Origin of the sequence: Terribacillus sp. AE2B 122 (assembly GCF_902497585.1) — a bacterium.
GTDB classification, from domain to species: Bacteria; Bacillota; Bacilli; order Bacillales; family Amphibacillaceae; genus Terribacillus; species Terribacillus saccharophilus_A.
Genome location: NZ_LR700945.1, coordinates 89,993 through 113,510, shown reverse-complemented (window position 1 = coordinate 113,510; position 23,518 = coordinate 89,993). Strand labels below are relative to the sequence as shown.

At 44.9% G+C, this 23,518-nt stretch carries 22 protein-coding genes, 1 pseudogene and 2 riboswitches; of the genes and pseudogenes, 2 read left to right on the top strand and 21 right to left on the bottom strand.

The features are described from left to right. Positions 1-9: 9 nt before the first annotated feature. The 3 genes from AE2B122_RS11470 to AE2B122_RS11460 all read right to left on the bottom strand — a co-directional run bounded on the left by AE2B122_RS11470 (position 10) and on the right by AE2B122_RS11460 (position 2,148). The gene (locus AE2B122_RS11470; protein ID WP_095270925.1) at positions 10-699 is read right to left on the bottom strand and encodes a heptaprenylglyceryl phosphate synthase; all 690 of its coding nucleotides are present in this window, start codon (positions 697-699) and stop codon (positions 10-12) included. A 139-nt stretch (positions 700-838) separates the two neighbouring features. Further along, positions 839-1,831, bottom strand: a complete 993-nt coding sequence (locus tag AE2B122_RS11465) for a Gfo/Idh/MocA family protein (protein ID WP_095270923.1) — start codon at positions 1,829-1,831, stop codon at positions 839-841. 14 nt (positions 1,832-1,845) lie between these two features. After that, positions 1,846-2,148: a YerC/YecD family TrpR-related protein gene (locus AE2B122_RS11460; RefSeq protein ID WP_095270919.1), complete on the bottom strand. Its 303-nt coding sequence runs from the start codon at positions 2,146-2,148 to the stop codon at positions 1,846-1,848. A 165-nt stretch (positions 2,149-2,313) separates the two neighbouring features. Between AE2B122_RS11460 and AE2B122_RS11455 the strand changes: the two genes are divergently transcribed. Beyond that, positions 2,314-2,538: a DUF2892 domain-containing protein gene (locus AE2B122_RS11455; RefSeq protein ID WP_095218832.1), complete on the top strand. Its 225-nt coding sequence runs from the start codon at positions 2,314-2,316 to the stop codon at positions 2,536-2,538. Positions 2,539-2,576: 38 nt separating this feature from the next. Here the strand turns inward: AE2B122_RS11455 and purD are convergent, their stop codons facing one another. The 17 genes and pseudogenes from purD to AE2B122_RS11370 all read right to left on the bottom strand — a co-directional run bounded on the left by purD (position 2,577) and on the right by AE2B122_RS11370 (position 20,360). Continuing rightward, entirely contained in the window at positions 2,577-3,830 is a 1,254-nt protein-coding gene (purD, locus tag AE2B122_RS11450) for a phosphoribosylamine--glycine ligase (protein WP_175074161.1), read from the bottom strand. 18 nt (positions 3,831-3,848) lie between these two features. Then, positions 3,849-5,378: a bifunctional phosphoribosylaminoimidazolecarboxamide formyltransferase/IMP cyclohydrolase gene (gene purH / locus AE2B122_RS11445; protein ID WP_175074284.1), complete on the bottom strand. Its 1,530-nt coding sequence runs from the start codon at positions 5,376-5,378 to the stop codon at positions 3,849-3,851. A 2-nt stretch (positions 5,379-5,380) separates the two neighbouring features. After that, complete coding sequence (gene purN, locus AE2B122_RS11440) at positions 5,381-5,953, bottom strand: phosphoribosylglycinamide formyltransferase (RefSeq protein ID WP_175074160.1); 573 nt, start codon at positions 5,951-5,953, stop codon at positions 5,381-5,383. Beyond that, a complete protein-coding gene (gene purM / locus AE2B122_RS11435; RefSeq protein WP_175074159.1) occupies positions 5,950-6,975 on the bottom strand; it encodes a phosphoribosylformylglycinamidine cyclo-ligase in 1,026 nt (341 codons plus the stop codon). Before purM ends, purN begins: the two co-directional genes overlap by 4 nt. Before the next feature lie 10 nt (positions 6,976-6,985). After that, positions 6,986-8,398, bottom strand: coding sequence for an amidophosphoribosyltransferase (gene purF, locus AE2B122_RS11430; RefSeq protein WP_095218836.1), 1,413 nt, complete (start codon positions 8,396-8,398; stop codon positions 6,986-6,988). Then, positions 8,374-10,596 (bottom strand): phosphoribosylformylglycinamidine synthase subunit PurL, encoded by a 2,223-nt coding sequence (gene purL, locus AE2B122_RS11425; protein ID WP_175074158.1) that lies wholly within the window; start codon positions 10,594-10,596, stop codon positions 8,374-8,376. The genes purF and purL overlap by 25 nt, the downstream gene beginning before the upstream one ends. Then, positions 10,580-11,263: a phosphoribosylformylglycinamidine synthase subunit PurQ gene (gene purQ / locus AE2B122_RS11420; protein ID WP_095270904.1), complete on the bottom strand. Its 684-nt coding sequence runs from the start codon at positions 11,261-11,263 to the stop codon at positions 10,580-10,582. The genes purL and purQ overlap by 17 nt, the downstream gene beginning before the upstream one ends. After that, complete coding sequence (gene purS, locus AE2B122_RS11415) at positions 11,260-11,511, bottom strand: phosphoribosylformylglycinamidine synthase subunit PurS (protein WP_095218839.1); 252 nt, start codon at positions 11,509-11,511, stop codon at positions 11,260-11,262. Before purS ends, purQ begins: the two co-directional genes overlap by 4 nt. Then, on the bottom strand, positions 11,508-12,221 hold the full coding sequence (gene purC, locus AE2B122_RS11410) for a phosphoribosylaminoimidazolesuccinocarboxamide synthase (protein ID WP_175074157.1): 714 nt from the start codon (positions 12,219-12,221) through the stop codon (positions 11,508-11,510). Before purC ends, purS begins: the two co-directional genes overlap by 4 nt. 25 nt (positions 12,222-12,246) lie before the next feature. Continuing rightward, positions 12,247-13,542, bottom strand: coding sequence for an adenylosuccinate lyase (purB, locus tag AE2B122_RS11405; RefSeq protein ID WP_175074156.1), 1,296 nt, complete (start codon positions 13,540-13,542; stop codon positions 12,247-12,249). Continuing rightward, positions 13,539-14,666, bottom strand: coding sequence for a 5-(carboxyamino)imidazole ribonucleotide synthase (purK, locus tag AE2B122_RS11400; protein ID WP_175074155.1), 1,128 nt, complete (start codon positions 14,664-14,666; stop codon positions 13,539-13,541). Before purK ends, purB begins: the two co-directional genes overlap by 4 nt. After that, positions 14,653-15,144, bottom strand: coding sequence for a 5-(carboxyamino)imidazole ribonucleotide mutase (gene purE / locus AE2B122_RS11395; RefSeq protein WP_095218843.1), 492 nt, complete (start codon positions 15,142-15,144; stop codon positions 14,653-14,655). The genes purK and purE overlap by 14 nt, the downstream gene beginning before the upstream one ends. A 100-nt stretch (positions 15,145-15,244) precedes the next feature. Beyond that, positions 15,245-15,344: riboswitch (purine riboswitch) on the bottom strand. Positions 15,345-15,463: 119 nt separating this feature from the next. Further along, positions 15,464-15,682, bottom strand: a complete 219-nt coding sequence (locus AE2B122_RS11390; RefSeq protein WP_095270896.1) for an NETI motif-containing protein — start codon at positions 15,680-15,682, stop codon at positions 15,464-15,466. Continuing rightward, a pseudogene (locus tag AE2B122_RS11385) lies at positions 15,645-16,219 on the bottom strand (DUF2179 domain-containing protein). The gene AE2B122_RS11390 and the pseudogene AE2B122_RS11385 overlap by 38 nt, the downstream one beginning before the upstream one ends. Positions 16,220-16,264: 45 nt before the next feature. Next, on the bottom strand, positions 16,265-17,035 hold the full coding sequence (locus AE2B122_RS11380; RefSeq protein WP_175074154.1) for a tryptophan-rich sensory protein: 771 nt from the start codon (positions 17,033-17,035) through the stop codon (positions 16,265-16,267). A gap of 164 nt (positions 17,036-17,199) precedes the next feature. Next, positions 17,200-18,534 (bottom strand): NCS2 family permease, encoded by a 1,335-nt coding sequence (locus AE2B122_RS11375; protein WP_095218847.1) that lies wholly within the window; start codon positions 18,532-18,534, stop codon positions 17,200-17,202. Between the two features lie 113 nt (positions 18,535-18,647). After that, a riboswitch (purine riboswitch) is annotated at positions 18,648-18,749 on the bottom strand. Between the two features lie 96 nt (positions 18,750-18,845). Beyond that, positions 18,846-20,360, bottom strand: a complete 1,515-nt coding sequence (locus tag AE2B122_RS11370; protein ID WP_175074153.1) for a UDP-N-acetylmuramoyl-L-alanyl-D-glutamate--2,6-diaminopimelate ligase — start codon at positions 20,358-20,360, stop codon at positions 18,846-18,848. 179 nt (positions 20,361-20,539) lie between these two features. Here AE2B122_RS11370 and AE2B122_RS11365 point away from each other — a divergent pair, with 179 nt between their 5' ends. Then, positions 20,540-21,592, top strand: coding sequence for an aromatic acid exporter family protein (locus AE2B122_RS11365; protein WP_175074152.1), 1,053 nt, complete (start codon positions 20,540-20,542; stop codon positions 21,590-21,592). An 85-nt stretch (positions 21,593-21,677) separates the two neighbouring features. On the opposite strand, the gene AE2B122_RS11360 is transcribed toward AE2B122_RS11365, so the two are convergent. Then, entirely contained in the window at positions 21,678-23,414 is a 1,737-nt protein-coding gene (locus tag AE2B122_RS11360; RefSeq protein ID WP_175074151.1) for a hypothetical protein, read from the bottom strand. Positions 23,415-23,518: the final 104 nt, after the last annotated feature.

Genomic DNA, 23,518 nt, shown 5'->3' with positions numbered 1-23,518 from the left:
GCACCGCCTTTATTTCTTTCCTTTTACTGCTCTCACTGTCTTCAGAGCAGACTTTATATTATCATACACGCTGTTTCCCACAATAATCACATCAGCATATTGCTTCATCTCCGCTGCTTGCTCCGGCGAAACGATACCGCCTCCATAGAATAGCAGCGTGTTTGAAAGCTGATCTTTCACCTTTCTGACAAGTGCAGGATCAGCATATGCTCCGCTGTTTTCCAGATAAAAAATCGGGAGCTTGTACATATGTTCCGCCATATAAGCGTAAGCAACCGTATCTTCTTCAGTTGGCAGCTCACATTGCGTGTGGGTGAAAACCTTCGCTTGCGGATTGATGACACAATAGCCTTCCATCATGATTTCATCCCAGTGCATCATATCCCGATACGCTTTGACTGCTTCATGATGCAGCCCCATGACCCATTGCTTGTCCTTGCTGTTCATCACCATCGGCACATAATAAAAATCGAAGCCAGGTGTCAAAGCTTCCATCGTGCTGATCTCCAGAATGACCGGAACTGTGTGACGTCGTATCCGCGCGAGCAAATCGAGTACACCATCCAGAGTTACATTGTCTGTACCGCCGACAATGATGGCATCCGTACCGGACTCACAGATTTTCTCCAAATCTTCATCGCCTATTTCCTTGGCTGGATCGAGTTTGAATATATGTTGCCACTCTTTCATGTTATACACGTGCATATCCTCCATTACTTGCTTGCATAACGTTCATTATAGCAAAAATCGACTGGATAATTTAGTGGTTAGGGCGAGGAAAATACGAAGAGTTTGCGAATGAAGAAAGCCCGGCAACCGATTGCCAGGCTTCATTGTGTCATTGGATCCGATCAGCAGGGTAAATCAAGCCAAACTGACTTCGCGCTTTCTCCATAATTTCGGCTACAGATAGTGCCAGTTCATGTGTATTGATACTTGATTCCCGCTTGCCTGTTTGAATCAGGTTCACGAATTCCTCTATTTCATATTTCATGTTATGGTCGTTATCCTGCGGACCGCTGATGGTATCCTCTGTGCTGTCATGATATTGGATCGTAACATCCTCAAAATGTCCAATATGATCGATCCGAATCGTCGCATCTTCTCCTTGAATCTCAGAAGGCAACGTAGAGCTGGTAATTTTCGAATAGTAAACAAGCGCCTCCATACCTTCATACGTCAGCGTTATTGTTGCTTGGCCATCCACACCGGACTCAAGCAAAGTTCCGCTCGCCTTGATTTCCTTCGGTTTGCCGAACAAAGCAACAAGTGGATACAAGCAATAGATACCGATATCCATTGTTGCACCATTACTAAGTTCGGGATTGAACGCATTCAGAATCGTCCCTTGCCGGTAAGCATCGTAGCGGGACGAGTACTGACAAAGCTGTGCCACATAGCGGCGCACCGGTCCTATTTTCTCAAGATGCTGCTGAACGGCATGGAAATTCGGAAGAAACGTCGATTTCATCGCTTCCATCAGTAAAACATCGTGCTGCTTTGCTGTTTGAATGAGGTCCTTCACTTCAGCAGTATTCGACGCCAGCGGCTTTTCACATAAAACATGAACACCATGCTGCATGAAAATCTTGGCTTGTCCCGCATGCAAAGCATTCGGACTCGCAATATAAACTGCATCGATTTCCCCGCTCGCTGCCATTTGTTCAATGTCGTTGAACGTATGTACTGCTTTATGCTTGCTGGCGAATTCTTCCGCCTTTTCAAGCTTTCGAGAGTAGACAGCCGTCAGCTCGAAATTATCGACCTTTTTACTTGCTTCCAGAAATATTTCTGTAATCCAGTTCGTTCCGACCACACCAAAGCGTACCATCCAATGTCAGCTCCTTATTCTTCTGTTTTTTCTTCCAAACGCTCAAGAACCGTATTATAGCCGTCGTTCCCATAATTAAGGCAGCGTTTCACACGGGAGATCGTTGTCGTCGATGCGCTCGTTTCCTGAACGATTGCATGATACGTCGCTCCATCTCGCAGCATCTTCGCCACTTGGAGGCGTTGTGTAAGCGATTGTATTTCGCTGATTGTCGCAATATCATCAAAGAAGCGATAGCATTCCTCGACATCGTTTAATGAAAGTATTGCTTGAAATAATTCATCTAAATGCTCACCACGGAGCTTATCAAGCTGCATACAGCTTCCCTCCCCCATACGCACGTATGTGCTTCTTCCTTATCCCTTATGATACATCATCTCGACCCATTTGCGTAATACGATGCGCATTGGAATTTTTATACTAGCATAAACACCTGATATAGCAGGAAAAATAGAGTTAATAAAGGAAAGGAGTGCATAAGGTTGAAACCGAATATGGGAATAATCCAGGCAATGATTCGAATTGCGGCTGGCGTCAGCATGGTCGGGTATGCCACTGCTGCACTTGTCACAAAACCGAAGCAATTAACTGCCCATTTGACTTTGCTGGCAGGCGCCATCAAGATCGCTGAAGGTATTGTGCGCTATTGCCCAAGCATGACTCTGATTAATCAATTTCGCCAAAAACAGGATTCTCAAGGTGAATAAAAAAGAAGAACTGGCCCGTATACCAGTTCTTCTTTCCTTTATTTCCCGAATCCAATATCAGTCCGATAATGGAAATTCGGATTATTTTTAAAGATGGAAAGTCCTGTTTTGACACTTTCCACCGCATCCGTTCGATTATGGTGTACAGAACCGATGAACAAGATGCGTCCTCCGTTAGAAACATAACCTTCCGCCGTTTTTTCCGTACCGGCGTGAATGCAGTACACGTCCTGCGGAAGTTCTGATAAGTCAGGAATCGGAAGCTGCTTGTCATAGCTTCCTGGATAGCCACTTGCAGCAATAACAGTACCTGTAGCATAAGCATCCTTCCACGTCAGCTGAGGATTGTTACCAGCAGTAACATCCCGCATTACTTGCAGCAAATCATTTTCCAACAATGGTAAAATGACCTGTGTTTCAGGATCTCCGAAACGGGCATTGAATTCAATTACTTTCGGTCCGTCTGTTGTTTCAATAAGTCCTGCGTACAAAACACCAGTAAAGGAACGGTCTTCTTTTACAAGTCCAGCAGCAGCAGGCTTCAGAATTCGTTCGATTGCTTCATCAATCACACTTTGCTGCAGATCAGGGATCGGAGCATAGGCACCCATGCCGCCTGTATTCGGTCCTTGGTCATTATCGTAAACGCGCTTATGATCACGAGCAGGCACTAGCGGATAAACATCTTTACCATTCACGAAAGCCATAAGTGAAAATTCCTTACCGTCAAGGAAATCCTCAATAATAACAAGGCTTCCCGCTTGGCCGAACTGGTTATCGACCAGCATGCTTTCTACAGCTTCATTTGCTTCCTCAACTGTGTTGGCAACGACAACGCCTTTACCTGCAGCAAGACCATCTGCTTTCACAACAATTGGCGCACCTTTTGTCGCAATATAATCCTTTGCTTTCTCTGCGTCAGAAAAAGTCTCACTTGCAGCAGTCGGGATAGCATGTACACGCATAAAGCTTTTAGCGTAATCCTTGCTTCCTTCAATCAAAGCAGCTTCCTTCGTAGGTCCGAATACGTTTAGGTTTTCCTGCTGAAAAGCATTGACGACACCTGCAAGCAAAGGAATTTCCGGACCGACAAACGTCCAGTCGATTTGTTCTTCCTTTGCAAAATGGACAAGGTCATCTACAGCTGTTACATCAATTGGCACACAAGTTGCCAAATCGGCTATACCGCCATTACCTGGTGCTGCGTACAATGCCGTTATCTCGGTACTTAAAGCTAGCTTTGCGACGATACTATGCTCGCGGCCGCCGCTGCCTATCACAAGAACTTTCACAACGTCTCCCCCTGACAATTAGTGCTTAAAGTGGCGCAGATCTGTGTAGACCATGGCAATGTTGTGTGCATTACATACAGCTACAGAATCTTCGTCTCGTTTAGATCCGCCTGGCTGGATGATAGCTGTAACGCCAGCTTTAATAGCTGCTTCTACTGTGTCTGGCATCGGGAAGAAGGCATCCGATGCAAGAACCGCTCCTGTAGCTTTTTCACCAGCTTGTTCCAAGGCGATTTTAGCTGCTCCAACTCTATTCATTTGACCAGCACCGACACCGATTGTCTGATCATCTTTTGCCACAACGATGGCATTGGATTTAACATGCTTCACAACTTTCCAAGCGAAGAGAAGATTTTTCATTTCTTCCTCTGTCGGCTTACGATCAGTCGCTACAGTAAGTTCTGCTTCCGTAATAGCACCTGCATCATAATCCTGCACAAGCAAACCACCGATTACGCTAACGACCTTTTTCGGCTGCTGAATTGCATCTGCTGCAAGCTCCAATAGACGGATGTTTTTCTTCTCTGTCAATAAAGCCAATGCTTCTTCTGTGAAGCTCGGCGCAATGACAATCTCAAGGAAGATTTCCTTCAGTTGCAATGCCGTATCTTTGTCGACTTCACCATTCAAAGCAACAATGCCGCCAAAAATAGATGTCGGATCTGCTTCGAATGCTTTTCGGAAAGCATTCGAAATAGTTTCTCCGATACCAACGCCGCAAGGGTTCATATGTTTGACTGCTACTGCGGCAGGCTCTTGGAATTCCATGACGATTTCAAGTGCCGCATTGGCATCCTGGATGTTGTTGTAAGAAAGCTCCTTACCATGAAGCTGTTTCGCATTTGCAACGGAAGCTCCTTTGACGATTGGATCCTTATAGAATGCTGCTGCCTGATGCGGGTTTTCTCCATAACGCAAGGATTGAACTTTTTCATATGTGAGCGTCAATGTTTCCGTATCATGCTCTTCGTTCAATTCGGCAAAATAACTTGCTATCATCGCATCATAGTTTGCTGTATGGCGGAATACCTTACCTGCTAAGCGGCGTTTCGCTTCATAAGAAAGCTCACCCTGTTGTAAAGCAGATAAAGTTGCGTCGTAATCTTCTGGATCAACTAGAACAGTGACACCTGCAAAGTTTTTAGCTGCAGAACGAAGCATTGTCGGTCCGCCGATGTCGATATTTTCAATTGCATCCGCTTCCGTAACGCCTGGTTTTTCAATTGTATTTTTAAACGGATAGAGATTTACCACGACCAAGTCGATTGGCGTTATGTCACGCTCTTTCAGCTGCTGCATATGGCTTTCATCATCTCTTCTAGCTAACAAACCACCGTGAATGGCTGGATGCAGAGTTTTCACACGTCCGTCCATAATTTCATCAAATTTCGTCACGTCAGACACTGCTACAGCTGGAATACCTTCTTCCTGCAGCTGTTTCAGAGTGCCTCCAGTCGAAATGATGTCATAATTCAATTCTGCTAAACCTTTAGCAAATGGGATGATTCCTGTTTTATCTGATACGCTGATTAACGCACGTGGCATTATAGTCATTCCTTTCTATCGCGTTCTTTGAGTATGTACGAAATCGTTTCCGGATAAAGACGGTGCTCAATTGCTTGGATTCGTTGATGCAATGTGTGATGTGTATCTTCTTCCAGTACTGGAACTGCTTCTTGGGCAATGATGTTTCCCGTATCCATTCCAGCGTCAACGAAATGGATCGTCACGCCGCTCACTTTCACACCTGCTGACAAAGCCTGCCCAATAGCATCCTTGCCGGCAAATGCAGGCAGGAGCGATGGATGGATGTTCAGGATCCGCTCTGGATATGCTTCGAGCAGTGTCGGCCCTATCAAACGCATATAACCTGCCAGAAAAATCCATTCTATCTGTTTCTCCTGCAGCTTAGTAAGAATAGCTTGTTCATAGGCTTGTTTATCTTCAAAGGTTTTCGGGTCACAGACAAATACCTCTGCGTCCCACCCTTTTGCTTTGCTTATAACAGGTGCTTCCGGTTTATCACAAACAAGCAACTGGATTGTGCAAGGTAATTCCGAAGCCTGCACAATCGCTTCTGCGTTGCTGCCGCTGCCGGATGCAAAAATAGCAGCTGAAATCATGCGGTAAACTCCACGCCTGTCTTATCCGTTACTTCACCAATGATCCAGGCTCTCTCGCCTGCTTCTTGCAGGATTGTCATCGTCTCTGCCGCTTCTTCCTGAGATACGATTAGTGCCATGCCGATTCCTGTATTGAAGACACCGAGCATATCCTCGAAGACTAGCTGTGCTTTTTCCATTAGGAATTCATAGACAGCCGGCAGCTCCCAGCTTCCAGTCTGAATGCGAACACCTAGATCCTCGGGCACTGCGCGCGGCAGGTTCTCATGGAAGCCGCCGCCAGTAATATGAGAGATACCATGAATATCGATTTTCTCTTGGACAGCACGCACTGCTTTCGAGTAAATTTTGGTCGGCTCAAGCAAGATTTCTCCTAAAGGACGATCAAATGGTGCGTACACCTCGTCCAGGCTCAGTCCATGCTGATCGATCAGACGTCGCACGAGGGAGAAGCCATTGGAATGCAGGCCACTTGAAGCAATACCGATAATGCTATCTCCTGCTTTAACATCTGCACCGCTAATTAGCTTTGACTTTTCTCCGATACCAACGACAAATCCAGCTAAATCATATTCTTCTGCTCCGTACATACCTGGCATTTCAGCTGTCTCGCCCCCTATCAACGCCGCACCTGCTTCGACACAGCCATCAGCAATACCTTTCACGATCTGCTCGATCTTCTCCGGTTCATTTTTGCCGCAGGCAATGTAATCAAGGAAGAACAACGCTTGTGCGCCTTGAGCGATGATATCATTCACACACATAGCGACAAGGTCAATTCCGACTGTATCATGCTGATCCATATCAATAGCAAGCTTCAGCTTCGTCCCAACTCCATCCGTTCCGGAAACAAGCACCGGTTCTTTATAAGAGAAAGACGACAAGTCGAACAGTCCGGCAAACGCGCCGACACCGCCGATCACTTCCGGACGGTTCGTACGGTTGATATGTTTTTTCATTAAATCCACTGCGCGATAGCCTGCTTCGACATCCACGCCGGCTTGTTTGTAAAGTTCGCTCATGCTTGCCCTCCTAACATTTATACGCCGGAAGTACTGTATCCGGATAGATTTCAGTTGGATAGTTTCCTGTAAAGCATGCTTTGCAAATACCATGTGTCATCGTGTCGTTGTCTCCGACGATGCAATCTTCCAGACCTTCGACAGTCAAAAAAGACAGGGAATCTGCTTCAATCAGCTCGCGCATCTCCTCAATACTGTGGTTAGCAGCAATGAGCTCAGATGTTGTCGATGTATCAATACCGTAGAAGCATGGATTTTGAATCGGAGGGGAAGCGATGCGCACGTGCACTTCTGTTGCACCCGCTTCTTTCAGCATCCTGACGATCCGTTTGCTTGTCGTCCCCCGCACGATTGAATCATCGACCATAACTACGCGTTTACCTTCGACAATCCCGCGTACAGCCGAAAGCTTCATTTTGACGCCTTGTTCACGAAGCTCCTGTGAAGGCTGGATAAAAGTACGGCCGACATAACGGTTTTTAATCAAACCAAGCTCGTATGGAATGCCAGAAGCCTCGGAAAATCCGATAGCGGCAGAAATACTTGAATCAGGTACACCTGTTACAACATCCGCTTCAATTGGAGCTTCCTGTGCGAGCATTTTACCTGTTTTTTTACGGGAAGCATGAACATTCTGGCCGTTCAAATTAGAATCTGGACGGGAGAAGTACACATACTCCATGGAACAAAGCGATCTTTCAAGAGTGGAAGAAAAACGCTGCGTATGAAGACCTGCATCGCTGATCGTTATCAATTCGCCTGGCTCCACTTCACGTACATATTCCGCGCCTGTTACATCAAAAGCACACGTTTCAGAGGAAACTACCCAAGCGTCACCAAGACGACCAAGTGACAACGGACGCAATCCCTTCGGATCGACTGCCACAAAGAGCTGTGTTTCGGTAAGGATTGTAAGGCTATACGCGCCCTTGACCATGCTGAGGGCTGATTTGATTGCATCTTCCAATTCTATCTGCCCGCTCCGTTTGATCAAGTGGGCGATCACTTCTGTATCAGAGGATGTTTGCAAAATGCTTCCCTGTGCTTCCAGCTGCTGTTTCAGTCCGTATGCATTGACGAGGTTTCCATTATGCGCGATTGCCAGACTATCTTTCTGGGAGCGGAACAGCAATGGCTGTACGTTCTCATAGCCTCCTCCGCCAGCAGTAGCATAGCGGACATGACCGATAGCAGCATCGCCGTTCAGCTTGTTGAATTGTCCTTCCGAAAATACATCATTAATCAGGCCGATTCCTTTATGCAAATGAAGGTTTTCCCGATCAGTCGTGACAATACCTGCTCCCTCCTGCCCGCGGTGCTGCAGGGCATGAAGGCCATAGTACGTTACTTCTGCCGCTTTCTCATGTCCCCAAATCGCAAAGACGCCGCATTCCTCATTCAAGCCTTTGATTTCAGCAAGCATGGGATAGCTCCTTTCCAAAGTGCCTCGAGTGTTGGTACTGCTTCTGAGATGATAGATTGCCCGTCTTGTTCTACAGCAAGCTCTGCTTCTTCTGTAACCAAACCAATTTGCTTCGCTCCTGGGACTGCCTGTTCAAAAGCTGCCTGGTTTTCTGAAGAAACTGTCAAAAGAAAGCGTGACTGTGATTCACTGAAAAGCGCAGCCGTCACATCACCGTCGATTGTTACTTTAGCGCCAAGCTCTGTACCAAACAGGCTTTCCGCCAATGCAACACCAAGTCCGCCTTCTGCAAGGTCATGCGCAGACGCTACGAACCCTTGCTGGATGCTGGCTAGCACTGCTTGTTGATTGCTTGCTTCCACATCTAGATCGATAGCAGGCGCTTTGCCGTAATAACGTCCTTCGAGCACATTCTGCAGCTCGCTTCCGCCGAATTCAGCCTTCGTTTCACCTAGTAAATAAATAGCATCGCCAGCTTGTTTGAATTCGCTTGTCGTTACATGTGCCAATTTCTCTACCAAGCCAACCATTCCGACAATCGGTGTCGGGAAAATCGCTTGCTGGTTGGATTCATTGTAAAGCGATACGTTACCACTGATAACTGGCGTTTCCAAAGCTAGACATGCGGCGCTCATACCATCGACGCTTTTTTCCATTTGCCAGAAATTCTCTGGTTTATCCGGGTTTCCGAAGTTCAAGCCGTCTGTCAGTGCAAGCGGCTTCGCACCAGAGCTGATGATATTTCGAGCTGCTTCAGCCACGGCAATTTTGCCGCCGGTTTCTGGATCCAAGTAGATATAGCGGGAGTTACAATCTGTCGTCATCGCTATTGCTTTCTCTGTTCCTCGTACACGCACGATTGCAGCATCACTTCCAGGTGCGACTACTGTACTTGCACCAACCATGGAATCATATTGATCATAAACATATTCCTTGCTGGCAATTGTCGGCTGCTGCAAAAGCTGCTTCAGCGTCGCTGCATGGTTCATGACAGCTGGAGTATAATCTATAGTTTGGAATTCTGTGTAATAGTCAGGTACCTTTGATTCTTTATAATATACCGGTGCATCTTCTGCTAGGCTATCAACTGGAATTTCTGCTGCAACTTCACCGTGATGCAAAAGACGGAATTGCTTATCATCCGTTACAGTACCTACAGCAACAGCTTGTAGTCCGTATTTTTCGAATACTTCGATGATGCCCTGCTCTTGGCCTTTTTTCACGACAAGCAGCATGCGCTCCTGGGATTCGGAAAGCATCAATTCATATGGTGTCATATGCTGTTCACGCTGCGGAACAAGGTCAAGGTTCATTTCCATACCCATACCAGCTTTACTCGCCATTTCACTTGCACTTGATGTCAAACCAGCTGCGCCCATATCCTGGATACCGACAAGTGCTTCATGCTGAATCACTTCCAAGCATGCTTCGATCAAAAGTTTTTCCATGAATGGATCTCCGACCTGTACGGAAGGACGTTTTGATTCGGATTCTTCACTTAAGTCCTCTGATGCAAACGTCGCACCATGGATACCATCACGGCCAGTTGGAGCACCTGCGTAGATAACGGTATTACCGACACCAGCAGCAATCCCTTTTTGAATATCCTTTTGGTCGATCAAACCAACACACATTGCATTTACAAGCGGGTTGCCTTCGTAGCTGTCATCAAACTGGATCTCGCCGCCAACAGTCGGAACACCGACACAGTTTCCGTATCCAGCAATACCGTGGACAACTTCCTCAAGCAAATATTTAACACGCGGTGTAGTCAGGTTGCCGAAACGCAAACTATTCAACAGCGCAATTGGTCGAGCTCCCATAGAGAATACGTCACGAATGATACCGCCGACACCTGTAGCTGCACCTTGGTAAGGCTCGACAGCAGACGGGTGATTATGACTCTCGATTTTGAACACAACCGCTTTGTCATCCCCGATATCAACGATTCCGGCACCTTCACCTGGTCCTTGCAGGACATGCGGACCCTCCGTCGGGAATTTACGCAATAATGGCTTGGATGTTTTGTAGCTGCAATGCTCTGACCACATAACCGAGAAAATGCCTGTTTCCGTAAAATTCGGCTGTCTGCCAAGGATATTCTTAACAGATTGGAATTCCTCATCTGTCAAACCCATATCCCGATACAGACGGTCTTGTTCGATTTTTTCCGGACTGATTTCAGCTTGTTGTAACATACATTTCCCTCCAGTGTTGTAGTACGGATTGGAACATTGCCAGTCCATCGCTTGAACCGAGCAGATCCTCGACAGCTCGTTCCGGATGCGGCATCATACCTAGCACATTACCTGCTTTATTGACGATCCCGGCTATATCAGACCGAGAACCGTTCGGATTGTTCTTGTAAGTAAAAACAATCTGATTATTTTGCTTCAACTCTTCCAGTGTTGCATCGTCGCAGTAGTAATTTCCTTCACCGTGAGCGATTGGAATTTGAATTTGCTGGCCTTTCTCATAGCCGCTTGTGAACATCGTATCGTCTCTTTCGACAACGAGTGTCTCATAATGGCACATGAACTTCAGCTTTTCATTTCGCAGCATTGCACCTGGCAGCAAGCCTGTTTCCAATAAAATCTGGAAGCCATTGCACACACCAAGGACTGGTGTACCAGCTTCAGCTTTAAGCTTGATTTGGTTCAGGACATTGGAGACAGATGCGATCGCGCCGGAGCGGAGATAATCACCGTAGCTGAATCCCCCTGGAAGCAAGATAGCATCATAGTCTGCCAGATTCGCATTTTCATACCATACTAGATCGACTTCTTCTCCTAAACCGTCCTTGACCGCATGGTACATATCCCGGTCACAGTTGGAGCCTGGAAAAACGATGACAGCAAATTTCACGAGCGTATGCCCTCCTCGACTGTATAGCTGTATTCCTCCATGACAGGGTTGGCAAGAAGCTTATCACACATACGCTGTACTTCCAGCGCGACATCAGCTTCATCCGGCAGCGTCATTTCGATGTACTTACCGACACGAGTTTCTGCTACATCCGGGAATCCATTCGCCTGCAATGCTTCCTGAACAGCCTTACCTTGCGGGTCTAAAACCCCTTCTTTCAGCGTGATAAAGATTTTTACCTTTTTCATTTTGCTGCCTCCAGTCGATTTAAGATTGCATCATATACGTCGATCAAGCTACCAAGGTCTTCTCGGAATACATCCTTGTCCATCTTGCCGCCATTCTCCTTATCCCAAAGCCTGCATGTATCTGGGGAAATTTCATCTGAGAGAATGATGGAGCCGTCTTGATCACGGCCAAATTCTAGTTTGAAATCAACCAGCTGCAGGCCGACTCTATCGAAGAACGTCTGCAGATGCTGGTTGACTTCCAATGCTGCTTGCTTAATGAAGGCAAGCTCCTCCTCATTCACATCCGTCAGCAGTAATGCGTGTGCATCATTGATGATCGGATCATCCAAGCTATCATCCTTATAGTAAAGCTCTGTCAAAACGGGTTGGAAAACTGTCTTTTCCGGTATACCAAGCCTTCTTGTAATGCTTCCTGCTGCAACATTCCGAACGACTACTTCAAGTGGTACAATCGTCGTCTTCTTTACTAGCTGCTCCGTTTCACTGAGCGGCTTGATAAAGTGCGATGATATACCCTGCTCTTTCAAGTACTCGAAGATATGGGTCGAGATAAGATTGTTGTAACGGCCTTTTCCTTCAAAGCTTGCTTTCTTCTTACCATTAAATGCCGTTGCATCATTTTTATAAGACAGCACGAGCTCTTGCTCATTTTCGGCTGATTGAAACACTTGCTTGGCTTTACCTTCGTACAGCAATTTTCCTCTCACGTTCTCCACCCCGTTTGTCAAAGTATTATTCTAATCCGATCTTATGGAAAATCTGATCTACATTCTTCAAGTGGTACGTATAGTCGAAGCAGTCATCAATTTCTTCCTGGCTAAGGAATGCAGAGATTTCTGTTGTTGCTTCGATAAGCTGTTTGAACTGTGTTTCTGTTTCCCATGCTTCCATCGCTTTCGGCTGAACGATATCATACGCCTGCTCACGGCTCATGCCTTTATCGATTAGCGCAAGTAGTACACGCTGGGAGAAGATAACGCCGTATGTTCGATCGATATTACGCTTCATGTTTTCCGGGAAGACCGTCAAATTCTTCACGATGTTAGAGAAGCGGCTCAGCATATAATCTAGCGCGATTGTCGCATCCGGCAATATGACACGTTCGGCAGATGAATGAGAGATATCGCGTTCATGCCAAAGAGCAACGTTCTCGTAAGCTGTGACCATGTGTCCGCGGATCAGACGGGACATGCCGACCATATTCTCAGATCCAATCGGATTACGTTTATGAGGCATCGCAGAAGAACCTTTTTGGCCTTTAGCGAAGAACTCTTCCACTTCACGCGTTTCTGTTTTTTGAAGACCGCGGATTTCAGTCGCGAACTTCTCGATGCTAGTTGCAATCAATGCCAATGTGCCCATGTATTGTGCATGGCGGTCACGCTGCAATGTTTGCGTGGATACTGGTGCTGGCTTCAAGCCTAGCTTTTTAGTGACGTATTTCTCCACGTACGGATCGATATTCGCATATGTACCGACCGCACCGGAAAGCTTGCCGTATTGGATCGTATCAGCAGCAGCGTCAAAACGCTCCAGATTACGTTTCATTTCTTCATACCATAATGCCATTTTCAAACCGAAAGTCGTTGGCTCAGCATGAACACCATGTGTACGTCCCATCATGACCGTATGCTTATGTTCCTTCGCTTTCGCTTCCAAAATCTCGATGAAATTGACGATGCCTGTGCGAATGATTTGGTTCGCCTGCAGCAAAAGATATGATAAAGCTGTGTCGACTACATCTGTGGATGTCAGGCCGTAATGCACCCATTTGCGTTCTTCGCCCAATGTCTCGGATACTGCGCGAGTGAAAGCAACAACATCATGACGTGTCTCCTGCTCGATTTCCAAAATACGATTAATATCGAAGGATGCATTTTCACGCAATGCTTTTACATCTGATTCAGGGATGATGCCTAGATCACTCCATGCTTCACATGCCAAGATCTCGACTTCAAGCCACGCCTTGTATTTATTTTCATCCGTCCAAATGTTGCCCATTTCTTCTCTTGTATAACGTTCAATCATGCTTTGTTTCCTCCTAGTGATCGTGTAAAAGCGTCGGTTGCGTCCAGCAAGGCCTTACGTGACGTACCCACCATTGTGAAATGCCCCATTTTCCTTTTGGGCTTGGCTTCTTGCTTGCCGTAATCATGGATGTGGGCTAATGGTCTGTCAGGCTGCTGCCAGTACTGGTCCAGCTCTTCTCCTAATAAATTTATCATAACGGCGGCCCCGATAAAATGGACCGGCAAAAGAGGCAGTGCGCAAATGGCGCGGATATGCTGCTCGAATTGCGATACCGTACAAGCTTCAATTGTATAATGACCGGAATTATGCGGTCGCGGTGCCACTTCATTCATATAAAGCTCATCGCTTGAGACGAACATCTCGACGGTAAAGGTACCGACAACCCCGGCTGCTTCTGCCAGCTTTCCAGCAGCAGTACGCGCTTGCTCCGCCACATTCTCAGAGACAGTTGCAGGTGCAATCGTCCGATAAAGGATGTGATCACGGTGTTCATTTTCTGCCACCGGAAAATAAGTAATTTCTCCATCCTTGCCTCTAGTCAGCACAACCGATATCTCCTTATCGAATGTAAGCCATGATTCAACAATGCAGCGTCCATTTTGCCGGACGAATGCAGCAGCTTCTTGCAAGTCATCCTTAGATTCCAGTTTTAGCTGCCCTTTGCCATCGTATCCGCCGCGGCAAGTTTTTACGACCGATGGAAAACCGATTTCTCTAACACCTGTCAGCAGTTCCTTTTCGTCTGTGACTATCGTAAAGGGCGCTACGGGAAGATTCAGTTCCTTCATGAGATTCTTTTCATTCGCTCGATCTCGGCTGATTTCCAAAAGAAGGGAGCCTTGTGGAAGTTTCCCCTTTTCCTCCAGCAGTCTTGCTGCATCCAAATCGACGTTTTCGAATTCATAGGTGACAACATCGCTTAAGCTCTCTAGTTTCCGGATAGCGTCCCTATCATCATAAGCTGCTTCAATATGCAAGTCCGCTACTTGTGCAGCAGGACAATCGTGCGTAGGATCGAGGACAATAATTCGGTATCCCATGTGCTTAGCAGTTATAGCCATCATGCGGCCAAGCTGCCCGCCTCCAAGAATGCCGATAGTGATGATATTATTTGGTCGCAAGCTGATTCCTCATTTCCGCTACTTGTTTCTTCATCCCTTGTTGATAATCCAGCAGACGTTCAGCAATTTGTTTGTCATGAGTACCGAGAATTTGGGCCGCCAGGATGCCGGCATTTTTAGCTCCTGCTTTTCCGATTGCTACCGTAGCTACTGGAACACCGCCTGGCATCTGAACGATAGAGAGCAAAGAATCCATTCCATCAAGCGCTTTTGTCTGTACTGGAACACCGATCACAGGCAACGTCGTCTTGCTTGCCACCATACCTGGCAAATGGGCTGCACCGCCTGCTCCAGCAATGATAACTTTCAAGCCTTTTTCTCTAGCACTCGCTGCATAGTCAAACATATCCTCAGGTGTACGATGAGCTGAAATCACTTCTTTCTCAAAAGAAATATCCAGCTCTTCCAATAGCTTGCACGCATGCTCCATTGTCTCCCAATCAGAGATGCTTCCCATGATGATTCCAATCTCCGCCATCCAATCCCTCTTTTCTCTTTTTGCCGTAAAAAAAGCCTATTCACCTCTCCCGCTAACTGAGAGAAGACGAATAGGCATACGGTGTCGTAGGCTCATAATCATGCAGTCCATCTTCCCTCATAGTCCGCCATTTACGGTAGCAGGTAGAGACTTCCGGACCGTATTTCCGGAAATATATGAGGTACGATCTATAAAGCACAGCTTCACATCTCACGCTGTAGTGTTGTCAAATCTAGCCGTGTCTTTCATGCATGTTTATGATAACAATTCTGACACACATCGTCAATGAAAAAATCGAACGATGATTATATTGTTATATTTAATGTTCGGTTTTTAGTAATTTTGTATCAAAAATAACTTTTCTTCCAATCGGTTCTACCTTCTTTGCCCCATTCTCGGTGGTTTCCCGAAAGACCGGTTCTTCCACTTTCCGGACTGGCAGATAGCCCTCTGCTTTGATACGATCCAAGCAAGCATCGATTGTCTCATTCTCACCGAGCTCAAATCGTTTCTTTGCTGGTTTCTTTTCTTTTGGCATTACGGATACGCTCCCTCTTTACACTTTTCACCCAGAAACCGCCAAAGATTTGACGAGGCTCGTAGGCAATGATAAAAGCCTTCGGATCGACTTCCTTAATTGCCTCATACAACTGGAGCTCGTATTTACGAGGCGTCAGAATTTGCATGGCGAGGCGGTCCCCATCCATTCCATAAGCAAACCAGCTGGTGACACCATACCCTTTTTCCCGAAGTCTTCTCGTGAACTCGATACTCGGGTCAGACGAGATAACATTGACGGTAATATAGCCGAGTGCAAGCTTCTCCTCTATCTTCGAACCAAGAATAACACCAATCCCGAAACCAAGTGCGTAGGCAATCAGGTTCTGGATTTGATCCAAGTTATCTAGAACTAAGCCGAGACCAATCGTATAGATCGTAACCTCGAAAACACTAACGAATGCTGCTATATAACGCCGTCCCTTCAATGTCAAATCACCCGTAATGTATTCAGGCTCACATAAACAATATTGACGACAAAGATAATCAATAACATGACGAGTGGGATTTCTAACAACTTACTTCCTCCTTCTTGCTAATAAAAAATTGCTGCTTATGTGTATCAGTAGCCGTACTGCTTACGTTTTCGTCTTCGAAACAAATGAATCGGTATGGCAATCAAAATGAGCAGCGCCATAATGCTGGCAACTGCTGTAATTGCCGGAAAGTTCTCCGCTCTCGCAGAAGCAATAGCCACATATGCCCAAATGAACACGAGTGGATAGATACTATCACGGAAAACACGCATGAAGCCAATTGCCAGAACAGCACCGACTATCAGCAAAATGATTGTCCAAACTTCTCCTGACAAAAGCCACCCTTCAATATTATCTACCCCAAGCGATACAAAGAGAATTCCGACGTTCAGAATTGTCGCGACGGAAACCCAGCCGATATAGATAGAAAACGGAAACAAATCAAATTTCCGGCGGTCAGATGAAGTGGAGATGGCTTGATAAAGGATGATCAAGGAGATTAACAGTCCCACCATCGGAATGATGGAAATACTAAACAATTGATAATGGAAGCTGAAAAGCCAAGCGATGTTAAAGATACAGCTTGCAATGAATGCTCCAGCGGCTCTTCCATACCACTCTGTTTCGCGTGTCGACCGCAAGAATAAGCGGATGACCCAAATAAAAGCGAATAGATAAATGACTCCCCAAATGCTGAAAGCATATCCTGCTGGCTGAAATAATACGCCAAGTTGATCAGATAATTGACGGGTGTTCTTCCCACCGAGCGGCAAGGCGTTGGATAGATAATTGACGACGATGGCTGCGATATATGCCAGTAAACTGAACCAAGCCAGCTTCACTGAACGGTTACTCATAGAAACTCCTCCTCCTCGCCCGCTGACAGACGATTGTAATCTCTCGTAAGTATAATACAATTATACCCTTCACCGTTGCAATCAACGCATAAAGGTAAAATCCGATCACAAATCTGTCATATATCTCCTATAAAAAAAGCCGCCCCAATAGGAGCGGCTACTATTTATGCCAAAAAGATGAAGTACAAGATGAATACGACGAACAAGAACCACATAACTGGGTGGATCTCTTTTACACGCCCTTTTACAAGCAACGTAAGCGGATAGAAAATAAATCCGACCGCAATACCAGTAGCAATACTGCCTGTGAGCGGCATCATGAGAATTGTGAAGAAGGCTGGTACAGCCAACTCTACTTTATCCCATTCAATTTCCTTCAAGGAAGAACACATCAGTACACCAACCACGATCAAGGCCGGCGCTGTCACTTCGTTGGTAATGACAGACAATAGCGGACTGAAAAATAGTGCCAAAAGGAAACAAATCGCAGTCACTACAGCTGTAAATCCTGATCTTCCGCCTGCGCCTACACCTGTTGTTGATTCAACATATGCAGTTGTGTTTGAAGTACCAAGCACTGCACCTGCAACAGTAGCACCAGAATCCGCAAGTAAAGCCTGACCTGGATTTGGAAGCTTGCCGTCTTTCATCAAACCAGCTTTGGTAGCTACTGCAACCAATGTACCGGCTGTATCAAAGAAATCCACGAATAAGAAAGTCAAGATGACAGTCAGCATTTGAATCGTAAAGATATCACCGAAATGCGCAAATGCTGCCCCGAATGTAGGAGCAAGACTTGGTACGCTTCCGACAACGTCTCCGACTGCCGTTGGCGGATCAATCAATCCGACAACCATACCAGCTACTGCAGTAATGATCATTCCAATGAAGATCGCTGCGCGGAATCCTTTTACCAAGAGAATTGCTGTCACAAAAATACCAAAGATAGCTAACAGTGCTGGACCGCTATGGATATCTCCAAGAGCCACAACTGTATCCTCACTCATCACAACGAGGTTAGCGTTCTTTAAACCGATGAAAGCTATGAAAAGACCAATACCAGCGCCGACAGCCAATTTCAAAGTCGGTGGAATTGAGTTAATCAAAAGCTCACGCAAACCCGAGAGAGAAAGAATCATGAAAATGACACCGGAAGCAAAAACGCCTGCCAATGCTGTTTCCCACGGAATACCATAAGTTAGAACAACTGTAAAAGCGAAAAAGGCATTCAATCCCATACCAGGAGCGAGCGCAATCGGCAATTTAGCGAATACTCCCATTATCAATGTACCAATCGCGGAAGCAATCGCTGTTGCAGTGAAAATTGCACCAGCATCCATACGGCCTCCAGGGATTGCGCTGTCAGGCACACCTTGCAGAGTCAGAACATTAGGATTAACGAACAGGATGTACGCCATCGACAGGAATGTCGTGATACCGGCGATAATCTCAGTTCGGTAAGATGTGTTCAATTCATCAAAACGGAAAAAACGTTTCATAACTTGTTACTCCTCCTGTTGCTTCGATTGGGCAGGATAAGCTTTCAAATAAAAAACACTTCTGCCCTAAGAGCAAGAAGCGTTTCCTATCTACACCACATCTGCGTATGTAACTCAGATTGAGAGGTCAGCGTAGTCAGGTTAATGACGGTAACCTGGTAGAAACTCATGGGCCATATTCCCAAAATTATACGAAGACGAAAAATATATAGTATTAATACTCTTTCACTATAAAAGCATTCTGCCTGCTTCGTCAATGTTTTTTCGGTAATTAGACCTAAGAATAGTATTAGTAATCGTTTCCATCTTATTCAGCTGACTGTGGATTGTATTTTTTCGGTAGTATGTGTTTCAAAAAAGTCATGGATAATTGCATGATCAGAATGAGGAACAGCTTCCCCTCTTATTAATTGCGCGCCATTAATTTGCCCACTCGTAAGCAGTACAATATCTCCTTCACCGCTGAGCTCTAGTGCTAGCCGTACAGCTTCTTCTCTAGTCTCTGCAGAGGAAACATTCTGTACCTGTTCAGAGAAACCGTTACAAACAGCCTGGACAATATCTTTCGGATCATGAAATCCAGGATGATCAACGGATACGACAATCTCATCAGCTCGTCCCTCCACCGTTTGCGCCATCTTCGGCATCTTCCCAAAATCACGGATTCCGATGCCCATAATCATTACAATCAAACGTTTATGTGGAATTGCATTCACGGCATTCAGCAGTTGGTCAAGTGCAACCGGTGTATGCGCATAATCAAGGATAATTTTCCTTCCGCCGTACTTTTCGATCAGTTCAAAACGACCTTCAGGGCTTTCAATTGTCTTTAAGGCTTCAGCGATATCGTCCATATCGTAGCCAAGATGCAAAGCTGTACCTACAGCAGAAAGCAGGTTAGCTACATTGTATTCCCCAAAAATCGGTGCATGTATTGTGTACTTTTTTTCAGCTGTATCTAGGTCAAAATGTATTCCTTCTGTATCTGTGATTAAATTGCCTGCTATCAAATCTGCACCGCTGTTTTTTCTGAGGCTGTATGTCAGCAGCTTTCCTTGATACATCGCCAAAATGTCATTGGCCATACCCTCATCATCTATATTCACAACCGCAGATTCTGCTTGTTGAAATAGCTTCAATTTTGCATGTCTGTAATTATCCATTGTTTCATGAAATTCTAAGTGCTCTGGAGATAAATTTGTATGAATTGCAACATCAAATGTCATGGCTGCCGTACGCTTCTGATCCAATGCAATAGACGTTGCCTCCATAACTACCGCTTTTTCGCCCTCCGATTCCAGCAATTTGAAAAGCGCATGCAAATCAGCAGATTCAGGCGTAGTAGGCGTGCTTTTAAAGAAGTCGAGCTTCTCTTTGGACGTAACAATACCGCATGTTCCAATTGACGTTGTCCGAAGCTGGAGCTGATTCAACAAGGAACGGACATACGCCGCTACTGTCGTCTTCCCATTTGTTCCGGTGACAGCAACTGTAACAAGCTTTGTCCAAGCCTCATCTGATAGCAGCACTGCCAACTGTGCCATCGCCAGCCGGGCATCCTCTACAACAAGGAAGGTGCAATCCTCAAACTGGCGATAATAGGATTTCAGCAGATCTTCATTTGTTCCTACAATGATAGAAGCACCTTGTGCAATGCTATCCTCTATAAAAGCGTGCCCATCATGGTTATCCCCTTGGATACAAACGAAAACATCATGTTTCGTTACGTAACGGGAATCAAAACGGACAATATTGGCAATCGTACTAGAAGCACCGTAAATACGCTTAAAATTGACCTTATTCTGTTTCATTAAATTGATAATCATGGCTACCCCCTGTATTTCCGGTCCAAGTATTTTCTTTTTTTACCCGAAATTTACGGCGGTTATACCAGTTCTTCAAAAAACATGCTCCAAGCCCTATAACTCTTCCACATTCAACCATTGATTGCCAGCTTTATACACTTTATAATGTAAACATGCTACATCAAAGGTGTTGACAGACAGTGAAGAAATATTTCATCGGCAGCCGTGTCATCAAGACAGGGATTGCTGTGTTTTTTACTGCATTAATTTGTGAAATTGTACACATATCACCGGCTTTTGCGGTTATTGCAGCTATCGTGACGATAGAGCCGACAATTCATGCATCCATACAAAAAGGTCTGATCCGTTTACCAGCCAGTATGGTCGGAGCAGCATTTTCTGTTCTTTCGATTTATTTATTCGGAGCTTCTCCGCTGACCTACACGGCAGCGGCTTTTTTGACGATTATCGTCTGTTACAAACTTAAACTACAAGCTGGCCTAATTGTTGCGACCATTACTGCTGTTGCGATGATTGATGTACAGCACGATAGTTTATGGCTTGATTTTTGGTCACGGCTTGGCGGCAGTGTAATTGGAATTGTCATTTCGACTATTGTGAATATGCTAATTCTGCCGCCTGATTACGTAAAAAAATGCCGCTCCCAACTGGAGCTGGTCATCACCCATACCAACCAGTTATTACGTGATTTTATTGATATTCGAATCAAACAAACTACTCCAAGCCAGACAACACAAGTGTTGACGGAATCATTCCGAAAACTGACCGAAGAACGGCTCAAACTGGAGCAATACATTCAGCTGCAGAAGCTAGAAATGCGTTACCATTTTCCGTATTCAGAAGTGAGAGTATTATTGGAAAAAGAAGTGACCCAAGCCCGGCAGCTCACTCTCATTCACTATCATCTTTGGAACTTGATTCACGAAGGTCACAGCGGCAGACAACTGCATTGGAGTAAAGAGCAACGCCACCGCTACATCCTGGCAGCAGGATCAATCCAGGAAAACCTGCTGCACTGGATTCACAAAGACCGACCAGCCAATCAGCAACCCTTACACGAGCTGTTCCGGCTGTTTTGGAATATTAGAATGCCGGAAACACCGAAAGATGGATACTTCCCAATGGAAAGCATTTATCTGTATGAATTACTTTCCATACATCAATTGATTGAGGACCAGCAGGACGGGAACACACATCCAGAAGGTCAGAATTTATCTAATTGTGACATATGAAGACTTTTACTGAATAATTTAAAGGAGGCTGTATGAACCAATAAGTTGGTTCATACAGCCTCCTTCATTTTCCTTCTGATATGGTTTATCTTCGAGTTGATTTTATTCTGTGCAGAAGCATTGCTGCGGCACCGAATAGCGTAGCGATTGCGCCTAATACTATTAGATTGTAGTGGTTAGAAGCAGTTTTTGGTAGCTTCTTTCCCTCAATATTGTTACTCTCATTACTCTGCTTTTCTTCATTTGTTACTTTTGGAACAACAGAAGATACGACGCTGTTTGTCTCCTGAACTGAATCTTCTTTAGGAGTATCATCCGGTTGTTCCGCATTGTTTCTTTCTGATATTCCTCCTTGTTGAAGTCCGCTGTCTACATTATTTGTGTCGACAATTTCCGCTTTATTTGCTGGTGCTTTTACCGGTTTTTCCAAAACTACATATTGACTAAAATGATCTGTGTAACCGTAGACGGTACTACCTTCATACCTACTATCAATTTCACTTAATTTATCTTCTGAATCGATATAGTAAACGGCCGGATTTTTCGCTTGTGTTACACCCGGGAACACGAGTGTAACTTTTTCCTTGAAGTTATGAAGCTGTTTACCATCTTGGACAATTTGAAATTCGAAAATGTTTGTTAGTGAGTTTTGATGCAAACCTTTCTTAACAAGAATGAACTCTGTCTCGTTCTCACTCAGATTAGCTACAGGCATAGTAAAGCTTACTTTATCACTTCCAAATGTAATGCTTTCTGTACCATTGGCTTTCAATGTTTGAATTTGTTCTTTCGTTAACGGCAGCTTAAGTTGATTTACATCAGCGCTAGAAAACTGGAAGGACATATGCTTTTGGCTGTTATTTATGTACGCATTAAAATCGGCATCCGCATTGACTGTGCCAATTTCATTTTCAATAGTTAATTCTGGCTTATAATCAGCATCTAATTCAATCTCTTTAACAGGTGCTTCCCCAACAAGGATTTTTTTATAATCTTGTATTATATCAGGATCATACAGGGAATTTCCGGCGTCATCTTCTACTCCCCATACTCTTAATCCAATTTCTCCACTTTTCACTTTATCTGGTACGGTTATTGATCCTGTGAACTTTGTTGTGCCTGGTATACTTTTCAGCGATACACTTTCCGCTACCATTTGAACTTCTCCAGCATTATCTATATTGTTGAAACTGATAAATACATCCGAATTTGGTCCAAAACCTTCATCACGGGCATCAATCACTGCAGTTAATGTCTCTCCGGCTTTTACATAAACCGGCTCAGATTGATAATCTTCGTTTTCATATGTTCCATTATAGAAACTAAAATCTTTAATCTCAGGAGCAGTTATATCAGAGAAACCACTCTCAACTTGAAATGTACTTTCTATATCTAATCCCGCTTCATTATAAGGTATAGAAGGAAGTAAACCATTGGTTAGTTTCCACTCCCCATTCAGAGCTTTCTCAGGAAGATACAGACTGCCTTCAAATGCTTTAGTTTCCTCGTTATACTTTAAATATACATCAGTTCGAGCATTCTGATTATATACACGTGTCCCTTCATTTTTCTCATACCAAGCTGTATTCGTATAATCAAGGTGTACTCTATTCCAAGAATACTCTTCGGGTATACCTGTGAGACTGACTTTAACTTCTTCACCTGGCTTATGTACGCCATCACTTACTTTTATTTTCAAGTCTCTTTGGTAATAGGCTACTGGTCCAGCTTCACTGTTATCAGCCCAAACATGTGTACTTTGTGCACCTATAATACCTAATGATAATAACACTAATAAGATCGGTAAAACTTTTTTAAACACTCCATCACCTCTAAGTTATGTATTATAAGGGTAATTATACCTTTTAAATCATTATATTACAATTAAATATAAACAATAAGACCTATTAATAGAAGAGGTGGTTT